Raw genomic sequence first — 18,420 nt, 5'->3', positions numbered from 1 at the left:
ATTGCATAATAAAATTCTTTAATGATGCGTTTTCTTTATAATTACAAGCTACCCTCAATCATACACTTAGCAAGACTGAATGAAAAACGACTACTTAGAAAAAATTCGTGCCGCACTCGTCTATGACGTTGCTAAAAAAACGCCTCTCGAATACCAACCAAATTTGTCGGCACGTCTAGATAACCGCGTCTTACTCAAACGTGAAGACATGCAGCCAGTGTTCTCTTTCAAGATCCGCGGCGCCTACAACATGATGGCGCATCTTTCAAAAGAATCGTTGGCACGTGGCGTCATTGCAGCATCTGCCGGCAATCATGCCCAGGGCGTCGCTTTATCTGCACAAAAACTTAAGTGTCGGGCGGTCATTGTGATGCCGACGACAACCCCACAAATTAAAATTAATGCCGTTAAAAGCCGGGGCGGAGAGGTGGTCTTATTTGGCGACTCATACTCTGATGCTTACCTTCATGCCCTAGAGCTTGAAAAGTCTGAAGGGCTGACTTTTGTTCACCCTTACGACGATCCTGAGGTCATTGCAGGCCAAGGAACGATTGCAATGGAAATCCTTAATGAACATCCAGAGCCAATAGAAGCGATATTCTGTTGCGTGGGTGGTGGTGGTTTGCTCGCTGGGATTGCCGCATATGTAAAAGCCTTACGTCCTGACATTAAAGTGATTGGCGTTGAAGCAGTTGACGCGGATGCGATGACACAATCTCTTAAAGCAGGGAAGCGCGTGATGCTAGATCAAGTGGGACTGTTTGCTGACGGTGCTGCGGTGAAGCAGGTCGGTGAGCATACATTCAAGCTTTGCCAAGCCTATGTCGACGAGATGGTTTTAGTCGACAATGATGAGATTTGTGCTGCGATCAAAGACGTGTTTGAAGACACGCGCTCAATCTTAGAGCCCGCTGGGGCGTTAGCGGTCGCTGGAATGAAATCCTATATCGCACGTAATCACACGCACGGTAAAACCATGGTGGGGATTGCTTCTGGTGCCAACATGAATTTTGACCGTTTGCGTTTTGTAGCGGAACGCGCAGAAATTGGTGAGAAGCGTGAAGCCGTTTTAGCGGTGACCATCCCTGAAAAACCCGGCTCCTTTAAAAAGTTCTGCCGTCTCCTGAGCGGCCGCAGCATTACGGAATTTAATTATCGTTATTCAGATCCTCAATCAGCACACATTTTTGTGGGCATTGCGATTAACGACAACAAAGCACCAAGCCAATTAGTGGAAATGCTTAAAGCAAACGAATTACCTGCACTAGACCTAAGCGATAACGAAGTTGCAAAACTACATTTACGTCACTTAGTGGGTGGCCATGCGCCTCAAGCAACAAACGAAGTCATTTACCGGTTTGAGTTTCCAGAGAAACCTGGCGCGCTGATGAATTTCCTCGACACCATGGGACATGATTGGAATATCAGCTTATTTCATTATCGCAACCATGGGGCTGATTACGGACGTGTATTAGTCGGCATGCAAGTCCCCCCAAGTGATCGCGCCGCATTTAAAGTCTTTTTAGATCAGCTTGGCTATCCCTATTGGGACGAAACCAACAACCCTGCCTACAAGCTTTTTTTAGGATAAATTCCCGACTTAGGATTAGATAGAACCTAAGCAACAGACAACTGACTAAAATAGGTCACTCTATAAAGGAAATCAGCGATATGAAAAATTTCTCAGTACTTTTAACAGCACTCATGATTTCAGCCATGAGTTTACACAGCGTTGCAGCAGGAAAGGGTAACGCCTATGTGTCAAATCAAGATGGCGGCGTCAGCGTGATCGATCTGGATACGATGGAGACCACGGGCAATATTGATATTCAAGCCAAAAGCCCCCGCGGGATCGCGGTCACGTCTGATGGTAAATACCTGATTACCGCGAATAAGGATGATGGCAACATTTCGTTGATTGACCGTGCCAGCGGACAACTCGTTAAGCTTATTCCTGTTGGTAAAAATCCAGAGTTCGTTAGAGTACACAAGGGCCTTGTCTTTGTTTCAACAGAACCCAGCTCAAAAGGTGGCCCGCCACCTAAGCCAGGTGAAGCAGTCAAAGAGGAAGACGACGACGACAAGTCACCCGCAATTATTGCCGTTGTGGATGTAAAAAAAGGCAAAAAGGTAAGAGAAATCGTTGGCGGTCCTGAAACTGAAGGCATTGAATTCTCCAAAGATGGTAAAAAAATCATCATCACCAATGAAGCGGACAATACAATTACAGTCCATAGCTTTAGTACCGGCAAGCTACTCAAAACGGTATCGACAAAAGAGTATGGCGATCGCCCACGCGGCATAAAAGTCTCACCTGATGGCAACACCTACTTAGCCACTTTGGAATACGGCAATAAGTTTTTAGTCTTGGACAAAAAGCTTGATGTCATTCGAACTGTTGAAACCGGCCAATCGCCTTATGGTGTTTCTTTTGATCGAAAGGGCGAACGGATTTATGTTGCCTCTTCAAAAGAAAAAGCCTTGCAAGTCTATGATGCAAAAACGTTTGAGAAGATTAATGACATCAGCACTGGCAATCGTTGCTGGCATTTTAGTTTTACGCCAGATGACAAACAGATCTTACTTGCGTGTGGTAAATCTCAAGCGGTGATGGTGATTGACACTGAAACGCTAGAAAAAACCAAAGAAATTGCTAATAAGGAAATGCCTTGGGGCGTGGTGACTTATCCTAAATCGATGGGTAGCCTAGACCAGCCTTAAGAACTAGATCAGTTTTATCTTTAGTGATTAATAAAAAAGCCCTGAATTTTCAGGGCTTTTTTATTGGCTTAGGCTAACAAAGCCATAATCGTTTGCCAATCTCTTGGATCAACGGGCGTAATCGAGAGCCGATTGCCCCGCTGCAAAATTTTTAAGTTTTCTAGCGCAGGATTTTCGCGCATTTCTTTTAAGCTCAGCAATCGCGTCTTACGCACCAGCTTCACATCCACATTAAACCAACGCGGTGTTTCTGGCGTCGCTTTTGGATCATAATATTTATGATCTTTGATAAACTGTAATCGATCTGGATAAGCGAGTGTTGAGACTTCTGCAAGTCCTGCAATGCCAGGCTGATCGCAGTTCGAATGGTAGAACAAAACCCCATCACCGACTTGCATTTGATCACGCATAAAGTTACGTGCTTGGTAATTCCGCACCCCATACCAATCCACCGTTTGATTTGGGAAAGATGCCAAATCATCAATCGAAACATCAGCAGGCTCAGACTTCATCAACCAATAACGCATTATTTATTCCTCAATATTTCCTGATTATTCAAATATGCGCTTATCATAACCTGACTTAATCTTAAAAAAGAAAAGCATCATGGCAAAAAATGTATTAGGTACATCTCTAGCGGTTTGTAGTCTGGATCCAATGACAGGATTTACGCGCACTGGGTGCTGTGAAACTGGCCCTCAAGACACAGGAAGCCATACCGTTTGCGCGCAAGTGACAGAAGAGTTTTTGAGTTTCTCTTCGGCCCAGGGCAATGACCTCAGCACACCACGTCCCGAGTACGGATTTGAAGGACTTCAACCGGGTGATCGATGGTGTTTATGTGCATCAAGGTGGCTAGAAGCTGCTGAGGCCGGCTTTGCTCCGCCAGTCGTTCTTGAAGCGACACATGAAAAGTGCTTAGAAAAAATCAGCATTGCTGATCTTGAATATCACGCACTTCGTTAGAAAATGGGAGTTCCCCGCCGCATGCGGCCTAGGCTAGCATCCTGAACCAAAAAGGCTCAAGTGGTCACCATCTAAAGCGCATTAGGCGCAACCGCAGTGGATCGCGCTCACAGCAACCTGAATAACGGAAACCTATGCTAGAAACTAGTTCAAGGAATATATAACCTAAACCACACCGCGGGGAACAAAAGAAACTTGTAAAACAACCGATCGAAAACGTTTTAAAACAATTTATTTTGTTCAGCGATCGCAGTATCAACCAAACTTTGCATGCGCGCAATCTTACCCTTCATGCCTCCAACGTCGACACCACCGGAACGAGTCGAAAGTAATTCATGCGCTAAATTTAGCGCTGCCATCATCGCAATGCGCTCAACACCAACTACTTTACCCGCATCACGAATATCACACATCTTTTTATCTAAATATCCGACGGCGTTCAATAAACTTTCACGCTCATCAGGTGGGCATGCAATGGTAAATTCACGCCCCATAATATTGACTTCTACACCTTTAACGTCACTCATAAGACATCCTCTGGTAAGCGATCAATAATGTTTTCAATACGCACTTGGGCTTGCTGCATTCTCGCTTTTAGTTGACGCTCAGCATCCTGCGCTAGGGCAAGCATTTGCCTCAAGTCATGATTATCCTCGCGCATCGATTGGCACAACTGTACGAGTTGTGTAATCTTTTCTTCTAAAGCTTTTAAATCAGCATCCATGCACGCACTATAATTGTTAAATCCTTATCTAGTCAACCTATAAGCGATTACTCTGAAAGCTTTACTGCACCTTGCTAAGCGTCCATTTATTTAAATTGTTAAACGTCGCCAATTAAAATCCAATATAATGATTGAAGTTGATAGGTGCCCGCGTTGCTTTTCAGCAACAAAGGTGAAACTGGGAAATAGGTGCGTTCTTAAAACAAATCCTATGCTGCCCCCGCAACGGTAAGTGATTGTAGATTTGCAACATGCCACTGAACGAAAGTTTGGGAAGGCGCAAATCATATCCTCACAAGCCCGGAGACCGGCCTACGCAACCTAAGCATGGAAATGCCGCGGGGTGACGGTTTCTGTTGTGTTTGATCTTGTCAGGTTAGCACCACTTAATCTATCTTTTATCTCATCGAGTCATACACTCGGCATTTTCATTTTTGATATTGGCGCACGGGGACGTACGCCTTTACTAGGGAATGATAATGAAAAAAACCACCATTGCCGGCCTGATAGGCCTGCTTTTTAGTACGCCAATCTTAGCCGCAGAAACAAACATTAACGCTAAAGACGTCATCGTTACAGCTAGTCGCGTCCATGAAAAAATTCAAAATATTCCAGCTAATATTAAGGTGATTAGCCGTGAAGATATTCAAGAAATCAACGCAACCTCGATCCCACAGATTCTCTCGCAACTAGGCGGGTTAAATGTCACAGGGACTGCCCTTGGCCAATTCAATCAAGGTGCAACTGTTGATATTGGTGGTTATGGAGCTACTGCAGGAAGTACAACTTTAGTTTTAATCAATGGACAAAGAGTTAGTTCTATTGATTCCAGCGCCACACCATGGGAAATCATCCCAGTTCAATCTATTGATCGTATCGAAGTCATTAAAGGTAGCGCAGGGGTTCAATATGGCGATCGCGCAGTGGGTGGGGTTATTAATATCGTCACCAATGAAAGTCAGAAATCAATTAATCAAGCATCTGCAACCATAGGTAGCTTCGGCACAAGTGGTATGAACGCAATCCTTCAGAACAAATTTAACGACACGCTTTTTAGGATTTCAGGCAATGCCAACCACTCAGATGGCTGGCGACAAAACACGGCCTCAGAACAGTATTCAATCAATGCCCGCATTACTCAATACTTCGAAAAAAGCTCTGCCTATCTAGAAGTTTTCGGGAATCACAACAAAAATCAAACGCCTGGTGCTGTGATAGCGCCTATTGGACAAGGCAACCCGCGCGATGTGAAATGTGACATTTATAGTTGCTTCAAAGGAGCAAACAATAAGTATGACAACTACGGACTTGGATTAGGAACTACTTTTGAAGTTACAGACAGCGTTAAATTTGAAGGTGACTTTTCTTATAAAAACACAAAGTCTGAGTTTTTCAAAAACGGCGACAATCAAGGTGATCCTTTAAATGGCTACGCCCTCTATAACCCTCCTCAGTATTATCCTTATACCGCAAACTATAGCCGATGGCGCATAGACTTTTCACCCCGTTTAAAAGTTGAATTAGAAAAGCTGGGCACCCTCATAATTGGATACGACTATGGTCGCGCATATGGATCGCAAAACGACTCTAATACTTTCACCAGCTACACTGCACTCTCAAATTCTAACGCCTCTTTGATAGACAATTCATTGTACCTAAACCATAGATTGCCAATAAAAGAAAAATTAGATTTAACAGGGGGATTCAGAAGACAAACTCAGCAAATAAGTGCTAATGACGATGACGGATATGATTTATCCAATGCTCAAAAAACCACCTCCGCTAACGCTTGGGAGTTGGGGCTTAACTATAAATTCTCCGATGCCGAAAAAATTTACGTCAAATACGGACAATCTTTCCGATTCCCTAACATTGATGAATTTTGGGGATATAGCAGCAGCGGTCGCACCTTCTTTGGAGGCTTAATCAATCCCCAAATAGATCGCACGGCAGAAATTGGCTCAACATTTGAAATAGGCAATACAAGACTTACAACCTCTGTTTTCCGGACAAGAACAGAGGATGGAATTCGATATAACGTTAGCACTCAAAAAAACATCAATGACGCAAACATAGTTGAAAGAAAAGGCGTTTACTTGAGCACTGCATCTTTGATTACGGATCGCCTAAGTTTTTACACAAACTCAAAGCTACAAGAAGCAATCTATGAAGATGGGCCTTATAAAGGAAAGTCTTTTGATCTTGTGCCGAAACTTATAATTAATGCACGTGTGAATTATAAATTCGACAATGATTGGTCTTTGGGCTTGGTAACTAACTACGTTGGCAGTCAATATTACGATGGCGCAAATGATAAAGGCGCTTATACAAAAATGCCATCTTATATTGTCAGCGACTTGTATCTGAATAAAAAAATTAATCAGTGGGATTTGAAATTGGCAATTAAGAACTTAACCAACGAGCGCTATGCAACTTACGGTGGCTATCAAGATAAAAATAATCCAAGTTTTTATGCCGGCTACTACTACTACCCAAGTGACCCAAGGTCAGTATTTGCAACACTAAGCTATAATTTTTAAACCCCAACCCTTATCCGACAAAAACCGTCGGATAAGGGTTACAATAACGTTAAATATTTATGGAGTTCGTTATGTCTTCAAAAACACAAAATTCAACACTCATTGGAATGGCGATTATTGCGTTAATTTTGCTCACGCGTAGCAGTCATTTTGGCACTAGCTTTTTGTTGCCTGATGCAACCATCGCAGCACTTTTCTTAACTGGCATGTTGATGCAAAAACTACGTTGGTTAGCGATCGCTATCGCAGTTGCTTTTGCTGTGGATTTTTACGCGCTGGGCTTTGCTGGCGTTTCTGACTACTGCATGTCATTAGGCTATTGGGGCTTAATCCCAACTTATGCCATGGTATGGGGTGTTGGTCGCTACATTGCTAAACAAGAAAATCCTTTTGCACTACAAGTTTTTGTTCCTTCCGCTTTGATAGCTACTAGCCTAGCTTTTGTTTTATCGAACGCGTTTTGGTATGCATTTTCAGATAAGGTTAGCAGCTTAACTATTGCTGAGTTTTCAGCACGTGTTGCTCAATACTTCACACCCTACCTCGGCTACACAGCTTTCTACTTGGGCGTAGCTTGGATTGCCCAAGCGGCTTTCCAAAAACTAGCGATTCATCAAAGTAAAACAGCCTAACGGTTCACAAACTCAAGTCGCGTGACTCCTGCATCTAATGCAATCTGAGTCACGCTTCCGTAATTCACCTCCACCCCCGATGCTTCTCGCAAAGGCACCTTTAAAGCCTCAGTTACTAATGCTCTGATAACGCCTGCATGGGTAAAAACTAGCGCCTGTTGATTATTTTGATGCTTAGCCAAATCATATAAAAATGCTTTGGCTCTTTCATGCAACTCAACAAAAGACTCTCCATTTGGCGGTGCTTGCTTCACATGCTCATCGGTCCACTCACCAACCAACCCCTGCGGAATATCTCGCCAAGCCTTTAATTCCCAATCTCCAAAGTTAAGTTCCATCAATCGGTCATCAATAAACTGCTCTGAGAAATCAAAATGCGTCACGGCTTTTTGCGCCAATTTAAAGCAACGTTGCAGCGGACTGCTGAAAACGAGAGGAGACTCTAGATGCGCAATTTTTGATCTGAACGACAACCATTCCGCCTCAAAGCTATCCGCCAGCCCCACATCAGATTGCCCATAGCACAGTTCAGAGTCGATTTTTGGAGTCGTATGTCTTACTAGAAAAATATCCATGAGATGCACAATTGAAAACAGCATTTAATGTATTTATTATTGCACAGGGCAAGCTTTTTCAAACGGAATCACAACAGATTTACTATTAAAGGATGCCACAATAGATTTAGTTTGCTATAATGCCGGTCTTTCGCAGTGTGCAAACACCATGAAATGATGGCTGGGTAGCTCAGTTGGTAGAGCAGCGGATTGAAAATCCGCGTGTCGGCGGTTCGATTCCGCCCCCAGCCACCAAACTAAACAAGCTCACATTTATGTGGGCTTTTTTTACGCCTGGCATTCGTAATCAGGCTTAATTTAATCGTCTAGAAGATGTGACTTCTCCTGAGGTAACATATGACTTTCGATTCTTTTCAAATCAACAGTCCTCATACCATGTATCACAAACCTCGCTTAGATCAGTATAGATAATAATGAAGCCAAAATTAGACAATCCAAATGATATTCGCCAGCAAGTATGGCGAGAGCTAGAAAAAGCTTGTCATGATCGGCATCATGCCTGGAGAACGCCAGTGATGGCGACGACATCAAGCGATGATTCGGTGAATGCGAGGACGGTTGTTCTAAGAAAAGTAGATCGATTAAATCAATCCTTAATGATTTTTACAGACCAGCGCAGTTTGAAAGTACGTGAAATACTTAAGCAACCCAAAGCGATCTTTGTGTTTTGGAGTGCACGTTTAAATTGGCAGTTGCGTGTTGATGTTGAGGTATCAGTGATGACAGATTTAACGATGCTAAATACTTTGTGGCAAACCGTTAAAGACGGCCCAAGCGCAATGGATTACTTGCGTGCAGAAGCGCCTGGGACCACTTTAACAAACACAATAACTGAACAAGAAACCGTCATCGACAATCATCAGTTCACTGTGTTAACTGCCGAGGTAAAGCAAATCGATTGGCTTGAATTATCCAGAGAAGGCCATCGGCGCGCCAATATAAGCTCTGATACTTGGGCGTGGCTGGTTCCCTAAGCGATCAACTCATCAGATGCATACTTTGCAACAAACTGTTCAATCTCTTCGTTAATTTGAGCATGAGCCGTGAGCCCATCAATCCAGCGCCGAGGAATAGCACTCATCCCCAGAGCAGCTCCAAGTATGGCTCCCAACACAGCCCCTCGATGACAGTTATCACCTCCGGCATTCGTATTAGCGACCAAAGCACTCTCAAAGTCATTATGATAGCGTGCAGCTAAATAAAGTACCGAAGGAAATGCTTGGTCTACATAGCAAGCGGGGCTGAGAAGTCCCCCAATGACTTCCAAGTCTGATCTTTGATGAAGGCAAACATTCTCAACCACCTGATCCGCTGGAAAGCCCAAGTTTTGTGCTGCTTCATAAGCAAGTTGCTCTACATTTGGATTTGTCTGTTGAAAAAGATTAAACAGCAACTTACTTAGCTCAAGGGTATACCGTTCAAGCACGGATGATTGATGCGTCAGTCTTTGTTGCGTTAAGGCTGCTTCGTTAGTGGCCTGAAGGTTGTTTTCTGCCAAGCTGGCGAGGATCACCAAAGGCAAGCTTACTAAACCACCGATAGAGGCTGTGTCATGACCCTCCTCGCCTGCGCAATTTTCTGGGGCAAGCCCTTTAGCAAAGTTTGCAAAGAAATCACGATGATAAGATTCTGCATAAGTATCGTTATGCTGATCTGGCGTCGTCATGAAGTGAATATAATCGTTCAAAAATTTCGCTTTATCGTAATGGTCTTTGCCATTTAAAGCGCGCATCAAAACACGAGTACATAACAAATTAAGCGTATTGTCTCCAGCATGCATTCCTTGGTGGTAGTGGCGATTAGCAGGACCCCAGTGATGTTTTTTTCCTTTCAGAATCACATCCCCAACAATATCTCCATCTTGTGAGCCACGACCAGCTTTTGCTGGTGTTAGCTAAAGACATGATTGAGTTAGGATGATGTGCTTTGGGCGCCTGATAATCACGAATCTGGCCAAAGTCTTTTGCTAATGCCGAAATATCGTAATACCAATGCACTGGCATTGAGAGTGCATCCCCGATAAATAAACCCCATAACAAGCCTCTCATACGATCAGCTTTAGTGAGAAGATTAGCGCTCATGGTCTCATCCTTGGTTGTTAAATTTAAAAATTAACCGTTATTACGACTTTGAATCACAGGCAAAGTTTAAATGTGCTATCAATCAAAACTTACGAGTATTGGCGATAAAACAATCAACACCTCGATACCACTTTTTAAAATAGGCACACTGTCGATGTTTAACTCAATGGCGTTTTTATTTGAAATACTATGTAATAAAGAAGACGATCTAGCAAAGCATGAAACTCTTTAATTAAAAAACTCTCTTACTGATATGAAAAAAATATCGCATTTTCAGGCCGTTAACTTCTCCGACTATTTCGCGCTCGCTTGCACTAAGTTCCTGCGCTTTTTTGCAGATACCTTTTTTGCAGGGCGATATGGACATCGCGCTGTCGTTTTAGAGACGGTTGCCGCCGTGCCAGGAATGGTAGGTGGGGCATTGCAACATCTTAAATCATTAAGAACGATGAAAAGTGATGATGGCTGGATCAACATACTCTTAGAAGAAGCCGAAAACGAGCGTATGCACTTAATGACTTTTATTGAGATTGCGAGGCCAAATGCATTTGAGCGGCTAATGATTGTTATCGCCCAAGGGATATTTTACAACCTGTTTTTTCTGCTTTATTTGTTCTCAGCAAAAACTGCTCACAGGCTAGTGGGCTACTTTGAGGAGGAAGCAGTTTATAGTTACAGTGAATATTTAAATGGCGTTGAGAGCGGAAAATATGAAAACATTGCCGCACCGCAAATTGCAATTAACTATTGGCACCTTAATGAAGATGCAAGATTGTCAGATGTCATCATGGCGGTAAGAAATGACGAAATGAACCATCGAGACGTCAACCACAACTTTGCCTCGCTATTAACTCAGTAAAACGAAATTTTTCCGGGGAAGCAACGTTAGTCCAATTTAAGCTAACCTCGATCTTCTTAACCCGTTGCTACATGAGCTTGGCTTATGTGCAATAATCATCCAATCAAAATCGAAAGGTTGCCATGAAAACATTAAGAAACTTTGTAATCCTATTTTTCTCATTCTACATGCATGCCGCAATGGCAGAATCACCTCAGGTAGATTTCGTTGATCTTAAAAATGGCGATGAAGTATCCAGTCCATTCAAAGTAAAATTTGCTGTGATGGGCATGAAAGTGGCTCCTGCAGGTGAGACAACGCAGAATACAGGTCACCATCATTTACTGATTAATGTGGAGGGTGTTGCAGCAGGCGAAGTGGTGCCCGCGGACGAAAAGCATTTACATTTTGGAAAAGGTCAAACTGAAACAGAAGTTACTTTGCCAAAAGGCAACTATATGCTGACTTTACAATTTGCCAATGGATTACATCAGTCTTATGGTGAACCGATGCGCAAAAGTATCCATATCACGGTAAAGTAGCGCTTGATGACGTATCTCACCACATCAATCAAAGATTGATGTGCTTAGTAAGCAATCGAGTATCCCAGATAAGCAAATGGTTGGAATCGCGTCTCAACAATTGGACTGTTTGCTTGTTGATCGCCTAATCTAGTGACCGCAGCGCCAAACAAAATGTAGCTATTTGTACCGACTAAGTAAGAACCATTAATCCCAGCTTTATATTCAACACTGGAGCCTGCAGCATATTGCGGCCTATTCACAGTAGCCTCACTTGCAGTCACGCCAAAGTAATAGTCATTAAACTTGTTATCGCTCCATGTGAGGCCCACGCTACCGTTTAACTTAAACGCGTTGTCACGATAAAGGTTTTTGATGAATTGCAAATCTACCGTTTGCCCATTACTTGCGCCGCCAGCATCAAGTCCCCATTGCGCATTGATTGTTCCAAAATCCGTTTGCCAACGCAACGCGGGGCCGATTTCAACCGTGAAATCACGATCTCGCATGCCGCGCGTTAACCTACCATCGCCTGCATCCCAGCCAAATCTTGCTTGAGCTGCCACGCCAAGACGAAGGCGTTTGTCATCTGAATCGAGCAACCATACGCCAGCTTGTAGGGCATTGATGTAAAAACGATCCGCATAATTGGCGTTGATAATCGGCAATGCCATGAATCTAAACTCGTCTGAACCTGATGTTTTTGGAAGAACAGCCACGCCAATACCATAAAGATTTTTACTGCGAGGAATCGCCGTTTCAGTATCGCGATCAATTTTATCGGCGGCTTGCGCAGAAGAAATACCCATGAGGCATGCCATTAAAACAAATACTGTTGACGAGAAAAAATTACGCATATTGAAATTATCTACCATTCTATTAAGGATTATCACGCATTATAGGTTTAACTCGCACAATCGCCTTTTCCTTTTTCACGTATCCATGAAATTAAACGCAACTGCACAATGACAAGCCACTATTCCACTTCAATCAAGACCTCATTACGCCGCAAGAAAGGCAGTGTCCATGGCGGATTATATCGAGCAAGCTCAGCATTCCCGATGACCTTTAGCTGTTTACTATTGATCCATTGTTCTAAATCAGACACTTTTTTAGACATCTTCTCTTCATCCACTAAGCCTGAAAAGCGAATGACTGCAAATTTCTTTGCCGGAACAGATTTGATTTTAACAAGTGAATTGTTAGGCTTGGGTAAGGTTGCTAGGGTGTATTGACTAGGCATCACAAAATTTACTCTCCACCCAGCACTCGACTGCTCAATGACGACGGGCGCGGTCATCGAAATTTTTTCAGGTCGAGGTTCAATCAGTACCGGTGCAGTCATACTGATTTTTTCAGATTGGCCAGAAATGGCCACATTGTCCCCAAAAATGAAATCAGCAATCATTCTAAAACCCTTGCTCGAGGCCTCACGCATATTGCCGGTCACGATCACTTCAGCATGGATTTTGGGCTCATACATACGCAACTCAAAAGACTGGTCTTTTTCGAGTAATTCAAATTTAGGTTCTTCAGTGGCCATCGTTATATTTGAAAAAAGCAGTAAAACAAGCGTCCATAGTAACATTCTCAAATCCTCTATCTTGAAATAAAAAAGGCAGCGAAAGCTGCCTTTTAGCGCAGATAAAATCCTGATATTTATTTATCTTTGTGCATAAAGTTGTGCACTTCTTCTCGGCTAACCGTACCGTCTTTGTCAGCATCGATTGCGTCAAAGTTTTGGTAAACTTTTTTCAGTTTTTTGGCTTCCTCTTTTGTGAGTGTGCCATCTGAATCTTTGTCCGCCGCTGCAAATTCTTTTGACCTCTTTACATGCAACTGATCATTTTCATCATGTTTTTTGCGGCCACATACCATCACCTCATCTTTAGAAAGTGTGCCATCCTTATCTGTGTCCATGACATCAAATTTTTCACCACAAACTGCTTTTGCTTCTTCACGATCCAAGGTGCCATTTTTGTCTTTATCTGCCTGTTCAAAAGTAACTTTGGTATGCATTTTACAATGCTCTCCCATGCCCTGATGCTCAGCAGAGGCACTGCCTGCTGTTGTAAGAAGCGCTGTCAAAATTAAAGCTTGAATTTTTTTCATAATGTCGTCCCATTGATAAAATAAAACACCTAAATGTGACAGTACTTTATCACAGCGAGTTCAAAGAAAAATGATAAAAATCAATTAATAGAGACTAATTTCGATCATGCCTTCAAACAACAATCGTTGCAGAAAAATGGGCGTAATGATCAATATTTGTCATATAATATTAATAATGTAATATTTAACAAAATCTTTCTAAAAAAGGCAAACAATGGCTAATTTCAAGCACATTTATCAAAAATTTCTGAACCTAGCCAACGCAGTTGAAGAGCTATCAGAATTCCCTTCGCTTGATCCCGTTGAACAAAAAATGTTGGCTCTGTTGAGCAAATACTGGTTAACAAAACAAAAAATCACCGTGGTTGAAGCCATGCATATGACGGATGAAATCTCAACGTCTACTATTTTTCGTTACTTGAAAAAATTACGCCAAAAAGGCTATCTTGAACTAATGGTTGACGAATTAGATAACCGGGTTAAATACGTCTCACCAACGTCCATGACCGATAGTTATTTTAATAAAATGGGCAAGCTAATGATGAAAGCCGCCAGCCAATAACGCTGTCTCTTGTCACGCCATGCAATATTTATTCAATGACGCAAAAAAGGCGACGGTTTGTATTTTAGGAGTTGCTTTGCTATGGACAATGTTGTTCAGGCTTAACACTCTCCTATTTTCTTACTTTGAGAAGAATCAGTTTGTTAACTTATTTTTTATGCCCGCGGGTGTTCGTCTAATCGCAGTCTTGTTATTTGCAGAACTTGGCGTTGCTGGTTTGTTACTTGGCGCTTTAATCACAAGCTCATCGATCAATATTACGATCATGATGGCGACCTGCCTTATTTCAGCAATCAACCCTTACTTGGCAATTCATGTAACAAAGCGCTTTTTCCAGGTGGACTTCCTGCTTAACAATCTCAATGCAAAAGTATTAATTTTAATGGGTGTCTTTTCTGCTGGTTTTAACGCACTGACGCATCATTTATATTTTTATTACGCGGAATTAACCACCTCGTGGCTAAACTGTTTAACGATGTTCGTGGGTGATTTACTTGGCATCGCGATCATGATGCTATTATTTAGCCTTATTTTGAAGCTAATCAGAAAATCCACATCGTTATCAATCTAGGCCGTAAAAAACCATCTCATGAAAAAATTTCAAGACATCGACTCGACTGCGCTTCATGCCTTACTCGATACGCAGAAAGTTTATTTAATCGACGTTCGCAACAACGATGAAGTTGCGCAGGGCGTGATTCCCGGCGCAACCTTTATCACCCTGTCATCCATCCCATCTGTTGACTTCTCGCCGCTTGAGAATGAAACCGTCGTTTTTTATTGTCATGCAGGCGTGCGTTCAGCGCAAGCTGCTGCTTTTGTTGCGGATCAAATTGATGCTAGCGTTTACAATCTTCGCGGTGGTATTTTGGCTTGGGCAAATGCTGGTTATGGCTTTACTCAGCTTTCAACCACATAAAACAATATGCACTTTGATCAAGAATTAAACACGCGAGGACTTAAATGTCCATTACCAATTTTGCGATGTAAAAAGGCATTATCTGAGTTGTCCGCCTCGCAAGTACTTAAAGCTTACGCAACCGATCCTGGCGCGGTCAAAGATTTTCAGGCCTTTTGCAAGCAAACGGGCCATGTCATGCTTTCACTGGAAGAAATCAAAGAAGACGAAATAACGGTTTATATATTCCACATACAAAAAAAGGCAGCCTAGCTTTTAAATTAAACTAGGCTGCTTTTTTTACAATTAACTGGCGTTTATTTATCTAATTTCGCCAATTGTGCACTTAACTTCTCTAAATTTGCAGAAAACTCCGCCACACGTGCCTTTTCTTGCTCAACCACAGCGGCTGGTGCCCGGGCAACAAAACTCTCATTGGTTAATTTGCCATTTGCTTTCGCAATCTCACCACTTAATCGCGCAATCTCTTTACCCAAGCGCTCTTTTTCAGCCGCAACATCAATTTCAATTTTTAGCATGAGCTTGAAGTCACCAGCCAATGCCACAGGTGCATCCGCTTCTGGTAAATCAGCCACAATTTCCACATCCGCTAATTTAGCCAGGGCTTTTAAATGTGGCGCATAAGCTTGCAACTTAGTGACATCGCCTGCGGCAATTAGCGGCACTTTAGTTGCCGGCGAAATATTCATTTCACCACGTAAGCTACGGCATGCATCAACCGCTTCTTTTAGCAAATCCACCCAAGCTTCTGCGGCCTCGTCAATCTTCTCAGGCTGAGCTTTAGGGTAGGTTTCCAACATAATGCTTGGGCCAGTGCGGCCACTCATTTTGCCGATAGTCTGCCAAATTTCTTCGGTGATAAATGGCATCACTGGGTGTGCCAAACGAAGAATGGTTTCTAGCACGCGAAGTAAGGTGCGGCGAGTTGCACGTTTCTCAGCGTCTGTCCCTTGCTGAATTTGCACCTTGGCAAGTTCCAAATACCAATCGCAATACTCATCCCAAACAAACTTATAAATGCTTTGTGCGACGTTATCAAAACGGTAATCTGCAAACCCTTTTTCAATATCCGCTTCTACACGTTGCAATAAACTCACAATCCAGCGATCTGCCTGTGAGAAGCTCAAATAGTTCTCTGGCTTAGTGCTACATTGCTCAAGTCCACAATCTTGGCCTTCAGTATTCATCAGCACAAAGCGGGTTGCGTTCCAAAGCTTGTTGCAGAAATTACGGTAGCCTTCACAGCGTTGCATATCAAATTTGATATCACGGCCAGGGCTGGCAAGACTTGCAAAGGTAAAGCGCAACGCATCCGTACCAAAAGCTGAAATTCCTTCAGGGAATTCTTTACGTGTTTTCTTTTCAATGCTTTCCGCTTGCTTAGGATTCATCAAGCCAGTAGTGCGTTTTTTCAGTAAATCTTCTAGCGAAATGCCATCAATCAAATCAATCGGATCAAGCACGTTGCCTTTTGATTTAGACATTTTTTGACCTTCCGCATCGCGGATTAAGCCGTGCACATAAACGTCTTTAAATGGGATTTTTCCTGTGATGTGCTTGGTCATCATGACCATGCGCGCGACCCAGAAGAAAATAATATCGAAACCGGTCACCAGCACAGATGAAGGTAAGTACTGTTGTAGCGCAATATTGGTAGCATCTTTCGCTTCGTCGCCAGTCCAGTCTAAAGTGAGAAAGGCCAAAGCGCTGATGAATACCAAGTGTCAAGGACATCATCATCTCGTTTCAAGTTACCTGCATAACCATCTTTGGCGGCCAAATCTTTTGCTTCGGCTTCATCATGTGCCACATACACTTTGCCATCATCGCTATACCAAGCAGGGATTTGATGACCCCACCAAAGCTGGCGAGAAATACACCAATCTTGAATGTTATTGAGCCATTGGTTGTAAGTATTGACCCAATTTTCTGGATAAAACTTAATCTCACCAGAAGCCACAACATCTATCGCTTTTTGCGTAATGCTCTTACCATCTGCCGATGGTTTACTCATCGCCACAAACCATTGATCAGTCAACATCGGCTCAATTACAACGCCTGTACGGTCGCCGCGTGGCACTTTAAGTTTGTGTTTATCAATCTTAACTAGGTAGCCTTGCGCTTCTAAATCAGCAACGATTTGCTTACGCGCCGCAAAGCGCTCTAAGCCCACTAGATTTTTAGGTAAATCGATCGATTGTTTTGCCTCGCCATTGGCGGCATAGACTTCTGCAGTGCTTGGTACGAAACCTTCAAGGTTCAAGATAATGATCTTATCCAAACCTTGTCTTTGGCCGACCATATTGTCATTAAAGTCATGCGCTGGCGTCACTTTTACAACGCCTGTGCCAAACTCTTTATCCACATAATCGTCAGCAATAATCAGGATTTCACGGTTGCATAAAGGCAGCTTCACTTGCTTGCCAATGAGGTGTTTATAACGCTCATCTTCAGGATGCACCATCACCGCAACGTCGCCCAACATCGTCTCAGGACGTGTCGTTGCAACGGTTAATTGGCCTGAGCCATCTGCCAATGGGTAGTTGATATGCCACATTGAGCCATCTTCTTCTTCGGAAATCACTTCCAAATCTGAAACGGCTGTGCCAAGTTTCGGATCCCAATTCACCAAGCGTTTACCGCGGTAAATCAAACCTTCGTTATACAGGCGCACAAAACTTTCAGTCACCACTTTATTAAGGCCAGCATCCATCGTGAAGCGCTCACGCGACCAGTCAGGTGATGTGCCCAAGCGTCGCATTTGCTTCGTTATTGTGCCGCCTGAGTATTCTTTCCATTCCCAAACTTTTTCTAGGAATTTCTCTCGGCCTAAATCATGACGGCTCACGCCTTGGGCATCTAATTGACGCTCAACAACGATTTGCGTTGCAATCCCTGCATGGTCAGTGCCCGGCTGCCAAAGCGTGTTATCGCCGCGCATGCGGTGGTAACGCGTTAACGCGTCCATAATGGTTTGGTTAAAGCCATGCCCCATGTGCAAGGTGCCTGTTACATTGGGTGGTGGCAGCAAGATGCAAAAGTTATCTTGCTTGGTGGTGTCTAAACCAGCAGCATAATAGCCTTGGCTTTCCCAGAATTCATACCACTTACTTTCAAGGGTTTTGGGGTCAAAGGACTTGGCGAGTTCGCTAACTGCGGCCGTGTTGTTTTGTTGGGTGTCTGTATTCATGCCGTAATTTTAACATAAGGCCTTGTATCAGCCATATCA

General features: G+C 43.1%; 21 protein-coding genes, 1 tRNA gene, 1 pseudogene and 1 riboswitch. Of the genes and pseudogenes, 13 read left to right on the top strand and 10 right to left on the bottom strand.

Annotation, left to right across the window (positions count from 1 at the left end; translation table 11 throughout):
* Positions 1 to 79 precede the first annotated feature (79 nt).
* Both ilvA and BN1209_RS00445 read left to right on the top strand, forming a co-directional pair.
* Complete coding sequence (gene ilvA, locus BN1209_RS00450) at positions 80 to 1,591, top strand: threonine ammonia-lyase, biosynthetic (protein ID WP_045750471.1); 1,512 nt, start codon at positions 80 to 82, stop codon at positions 1,589 to 1,591.
* 113 nt (positions 1,592 to 1,704) lie between these two features.
* Positions 1,705 to 2,721 carry a beta-propeller fold lactonase family protein gene (locus BN1209_RS00445; protein WP_231855153.1) on the top strand — a complete coding sequence of 339 codons (1,017 nt, stop codon included), beginning with the start codon at positions 1,705 to 1,707 and terminating at the stop codon, positions 2,719 to 2,721.
* Positions 2,722 to 2,789: 68 nt separating this feature from the next.
* Here BN1209_RS00445 and BN1209_RS00440 read toward each other — a convergent pair whose 3' ends face one another.
* Positions 2,790 to 3,248 carry an EVE domain-containing protein gene (locus BN1209_RS00440; protein ID WP_045750469.1) on the bottom strand — a complete coding sequence of 153 codons (459 nt, stop codon included), beginning with the start codon at positions 3,246 to 3,248 and terminating at the stop codon, positions 2,790 to 2,792.
* Between the two features lie 79 nt (positions 3,249 to 3,327).
* Here BN1209_RS00440 and BN1209_RS00435 point away from each other — a divergent pair, with 79 nt between their 5' ends.
* Positions 3,328 to 3,687, top strand: coding sequence for a DUF2237 family protein (locus BN1209_RS00435; RefSeq protein ID WP_045750468.1), 360 nt, complete (start codon positions 3,328 to 3,330; stop codon positions 3,685 to 3,687).
* A gap of 221 nt (positions 3,688 to 3,908) precedes the next feature.
* Here the strand turns inward: BN1209_RS00435 and BN1209_RS00430 are convergent, their stop codons facing one another.
* Entirely contained in the window at positions 3,909 to 4,214 is a 306-nt protein-coding gene (locus BN1209_RS00430; protein ID WP_045750467.1) for a cell division protein ZapA, read from the bottom strand.
* Positions 4,211 to 4,411, bottom strand: coding sequence for a hypothetical protein (locus BN1209_RS00425; protein ID WP_045750466.1), 201 nt, complete (start codon positions 4,409 to 4,411; stop codon positions 4,211 to 4,213). Before BN1209_RS00425 ends, BN1209_RS00430 begins: the two co-directional genes overlap by 4 nt.
* A gap of 137 nt (positions 4,412 to 4,548) precedes the next feature.
* A riboswitch (cobalamin riboswitch) is annotated at positions 4,549 to 4,741 on the top strand.
* Positions 4,742 to 4,890: 149 nt separating this feature from the next.
* Between BN1209_RS00425 and BN1209_RS00420 the strand changes: the two genes are divergently transcribed.
* Entirely contained in the window at positions 4,891 to 6,951 is a 2,061-nt protein-coding gene (locus tag BN1209_RS00420; protein ID WP_052661058.1) for a TonB-dependent receptor, read from the top strand.
* A gap of 71 nt (positions 6,952 to 7,022) precedes the next feature.
* Positions 7,023 to 7,583, top strand: coding sequence for a hypothetical protein (locus tag BN1209_RS00415; protein ID WP_045751859.1), 561 nt, complete (start codon positions 7,023 to 7,025; stop codon positions 7,581 to 7,583).
* Here the strand turns inward: BN1209_RS00415 and cobC are convergent.
* The gene (gene cobC / locus BN1209_RS00410; RefSeq protein WP_045751858.1) at positions 7,580 to 8,158 is read right to left on the bottom strand and encodes an alpha-ribazole phosphatase family protein; all 579 of its coding nucleotides are present in this window, start codon (positions 8,156 to 8,158) and stop codon (positions 7,580 to 7,582) included. The genes BN1209_RS00415 and cobC overlap by 4 nt on opposite strands.
* Before the next feature lie 158 nt (positions 8,159 to 8,316).
* On the opposite strand from cobC, the gene BN1209_RS00405 reads away from it, so the two are divergent.
* Positions 8,317 to 8,392, top strand: a tRNA-Phe gene (locus BN1209_RS00405).
* A gap of 179 nt (positions 8,393 to 8,571) precedes the next feature.
* Positions 8,572 to 9,132 carry a pyridoxamine 5'-phosphate oxidase family protein gene (locus tag BN1209_RS00400; protein WP_045750464.1) on the top strand — a complete coding sequence of 187 codons (561 nt, stop codon included), beginning with the start codon at positions 8,572 to 8,574 and terminating at the stop codon, positions 9,130 to 9,132.
* On the opposite strand, the gene BN1209_RS00395 is transcribed toward BN1209_RS00400, so the two are convergent.
* Together BN1209_RS00395 and BN1209_RS09240 are read right to left on the bottom strand one after the other, a co-directional pair.
* Entirely contained in the window at positions 9,129 to 9,938 is an 810-nt protein-coding gene (locus BN1209_RS00395; protein ID WP_045750463.1) for an ADP-ribosylglycohydrolase family protein, read from the bottom strand. The genes BN1209_RS00400 and BN1209_RS00395 overlap by 4 nt on opposite strands.
* Before the next feature lie 19 nt (positions 9,939 to 9,957).
* Positions 9,958 to 10,239, bottom strand: coding sequence for an ADP-ribosylglycohydrolase family protein (locus BN1209_RS09240; RefSeq protein WP_045750462.1), 282 nt, complete (start codon positions 10,237 to 10,239; stop codon positions 9,958 to 9,960).
* A gap of 253 nt (positions 10,240 to 10,492) precedes the next feature.
* Here BN1209_RS09240 and BN1209_RS00385 point away from each other — a divergent pair, with 253 nt between their 5' ends.
* Positions 10,493 to 11,098, top strand: a complete 606-nt coding sequence (locus BN1209_RS00385; RefSeq protein WP_045750461.1) for an alternative oxidase — start codon at positions 10,493 to 10,495, stop codon at positions 11,096 to 11,098.
* 122 nt (positions 11,099 to 11,220) lie between these two features.
* On the top strand, positions 11,221 to 11,619 hold the full coding sequence (locus tag BN1209_RS00380; RefSeq protein ID WP_045750460.1) for a DUF4399 domain-containing protein: 399 nt from the start codon (positions 11,221 to 11,223) through the stop codon (positions 11,617 to 11,619).
* A gap of 44 nt (positions 11,620 to 11,663) precedes the next feature.
* Here the strand turns inward: BN1209_RS00380 and BN1209_RS00375 are convergent, their stop codons facing one another.
* From BN1209_RS00375 to BN1209_RS00365, 3 genes are all read right to left on the bottom strand, one after another.
* Positions 11,664 to 12,407 (bottom strand): MipA/OmpV family protein, encoded by a 744-nt coding sequence (locus tag BN1209_RS00375; protein ID WP_231855133.1) that lies wholly within the window; start codon positions 12,405 to 12,407, stop codon positions 11,664 to 11,666.
* Between the two features lie 167 nt (positions 12,408 to 12,574).
* Entirely contained in the window at positions 12,575 to 13,141 is a 567-nt protein-coding gene (locus BN1209_RS00370; protein ID WP_045751856.1) for an SOUL family heme-binding protein, read from the bottom strand.
* A gap of 116 nt (positions 13,142 to 13,257) precedes the next feature.
* Positions 13,258 to 13,710: an EF-hand domain-containing protein gene (locus tag BN1209_RS00365; protein WP_045750459.1), complete on the bottom strand. Its 453-nt coding sequence runs from the start codon at positions 13,708 to 13,710 to the stop codon at positions 13,258 to 13,260.
* A 214-nt stretch (positions 13,711 to 13,924) separates the two neighbouring features.
* Between BN1209_RS00365 and BN1209_RS00360 the strand changes: the two genes are divergently transcribed.
* The 4 genes from BN1209_RS00360 to BN1209_RS00345 all read left to right on the top strand — a co-directional run bounded on the left by BN1209_RS00360 (position 13,925) and on the right by BN1209_RS00345 (position 15,443).
* Entirely contained in the window at positions 13,925 to 14,272 is a 348-nt protein-coding gene (locus tag BN1209_RS00360) for a helix-turn-helix domain-containing protein (RefSeq protein ID WP_045750458.1), read from the top strand.
* Positions 14,273 to 14,348: 76 nt separating this feature from the next.
* The gene (locus BN1209_RS00355) at positions 14,349 to 14,843 is read left to right on the top strand and encodes a hypothetical protein (RefSeq protein WP_171816485.1); all 495 of its coding nucleotides are present in this window, start codon (positions 14,349 to 14,351) and stop codon (positions 14,841 to 14,843) included.
* An 18-nt stretch (positions 14,844 to 14,861) separates the two neighbouring features.
* Positions 14,862 to 15,191 (top strand): rhodanese-like domain-containing protein, encoded by a 330-nt coding sequence (locus BN1209_RS00350; RefSeq protein WP_045750456.1) that lies wholly within the window; start codon positions 14,862 to 14,864, stop codon positions 15,189 to 15,191.
* A 6-nt stretch (positions 15,192 to 15,197) separates the two neighbouring features.
* On the top strand, positions 15,198 to 15,443 hold the full coding sequence (locus tag BN1209_RS00345; protein ID WP_045750455.1) for a sulfurtransferase TusA family protein: 246 nt from the start codon (positions 15,198 to 15,200) through the stop codon (positions 15,441 to 15,443).
* A gap of 44 nt (positions 15,444 to 15,487) precedes the next feature.
* Here the strand turns inward: BN1209_RS00345 and BN1209_RS00340 are convergent.
* A pseudogene (locus tag BN1209_RS00340) lies at positions 15,488 to 18,381 on the bottom strand (valine--tRNA ligase).
* Between the last annotated feature and the right edge of the window lie 39 nt (positions 18,382 to 18,420).

Source organism: Candidatus Methylopumilus turicensis (genome assembly GCF_000953015.1).
Taxonomy (GTDB): domain Bacteria; phylum Pseudomonadota; class Gammaproteobacteria; order Burkholderiales; family Methylophilaceae; genus Methylopumilus_A; species Methylopumilus_A turicensis.
This window is presented reverse-complemented; position numbering and strand designations above follow the sequence as displayed.

What these genes read in the sequence shown, in the direction of transcription:
- BN1209_RS00350 (WP_045750456.1), top strand. Translation starts at nt 14,862, where the DNA reads ATGAAAAAATTTCAAGACATCGACTCGACTGCGCTTCATGCCTTACTC.
- cobC (WP_045751858.1), bottom strand. Translation starts at nt 8,158, where the DNA reads ATGGATATTTTTCTAGTAAGACATACGACTCCAAAAATCGACTCTGAA.
- BN1209_RS00395 (WP_045750463.1), bottom strand. Translation starts at nt 9,938, where the DNA reads ATGCATGCTGGAGACAATACGCTTAATTTGTTATGTACTCGTGTTTTG.
- ilvA (WP_045750471.1), top strand. Translation starts at nt 80, where the DNA reads ATGAAAAACGACTACTTAGAAAAAATTCGTGCCGCACTCGTCTATGAC.
- BN1209_RS00415 (WP_045751859.1), top strand. Translation starts at nt 7,023, where the DNA reads ATGTCTTCAAAAACACAAAATTCAACACTCATTGGAATGGCGATTATT.
- BN1209_RS00375 (WP_231855133.1), bottom strand. Translation starts at nt 12,407, where the DNA reads ATGGGTATTTCTTCTGCGCAAGCCGCCGATAAAATTGATCGCGATACT.
- BN1209_RS00440 (WP_045750469.1), bottom strand. Translation starts at nt 3,248, where the DNA reads ATGCGTTATTGGTTGATGAAGTCTGAGCCTGCTGATGTTTCGATTGAT.
- BN1209_RS00400 (WP_045750464.1), top strand. Translation starts at nt 8,572, where the DNA reads ATGAAGCCAAAATTAGACAATCCAAATGATATTCGCCAGCAAGTATGG.
- BN1209_RS00365 (WP_045750459.1), bottom strand. Translation starts at nt 13,710, where the DNA reads ATGAAAAAAATTCAAGCTTTAATTTTGACAGCGCTTCTTACAACAGCA.
- BN1209_RS00430 (WP_045750467.1), bottom strand. Translation starts at nt 4,214, where the DNA reads ATGAGTGACGTTAAAGGTGTAGAAGTCAATATTATGGGGCGTGAATTT.
- BN1209_RS00385 (WP_045750461.1), top strand. Translation starts at nt 10,493, where the DNA reads ATGAAAAAAATATCGCATTTTCAGGCCGTTAACTTCTCCGACTATTTC.
- BN1209_RS00420 (WP_052661058.1), top strand. Translation starts at nt 4,891, where the DNA reads ATGAAAAAAACCACCATTGCCGGCCTGATAGGCCTGCTTTTTAGTACG.
- BN1209_RS00435 (WP_045750468.1), top strand. Translation starts at nt 3,328, where the DNA reads ATGGCAAAAAATGTATTAGGTACATCTCTAGCGGTTTGTAGTCTGGAT.
- BN1209_RS00445 (WP_231855153.1), top strand. Translation starts at nt 1,705, where the DNA reads ATGATTTCAGCCATGAGTTTACACAGCGTTGCAGCAGGAAAGGGTAAC.
- BN1209_RS09240 (WP_045750462.1), bottom strand. Translation starts at nt 10,239, where the DNA reads ATGAGCGCTAATCTTCTCACTAAAGCTGATCGTATGAGAGGCTTGTTA.
- BN1209_RS00425 (WP_045750466.1), bottom strand. Translation starts at nt 4,411, where the DNA reads ATGGATGCTGATTTAAAAGCTTTAGAAGAAAAGATTACACAACTCGTA.
- BN1209_RS00345 (WP_045750455.1), top strand. Translation starts at nt 15,198, where the DNA reads ATGCACTTTGATCAAGAATTAAACACGCGAGGACTTAAATGTCCATTA.
- BN1209_RS00360 (WP_045750458.1), top strand. Translation starts at nt 13,925, where the DNA reads ATGGCTAATTTCAAGCACATTTATCAAAAATTTCTGAACCTAGCCAAC.
- BN1209_RS00380 (WP_045750460.1), top strand. Translation starts at nt 11,221, where the DNA reads ATGAAAACATTAAGAAACTTTGTAATCCTATTTTTCTCATTCTACATG.
- BN1209_RS00370 (WP_045751856.1), bottom strand. Translation starts at nt 13,141, where the DNA reads ATGGCCACTGAAGAACCTAAATTTGAATTACTCGAAAAAGACCAGTCT.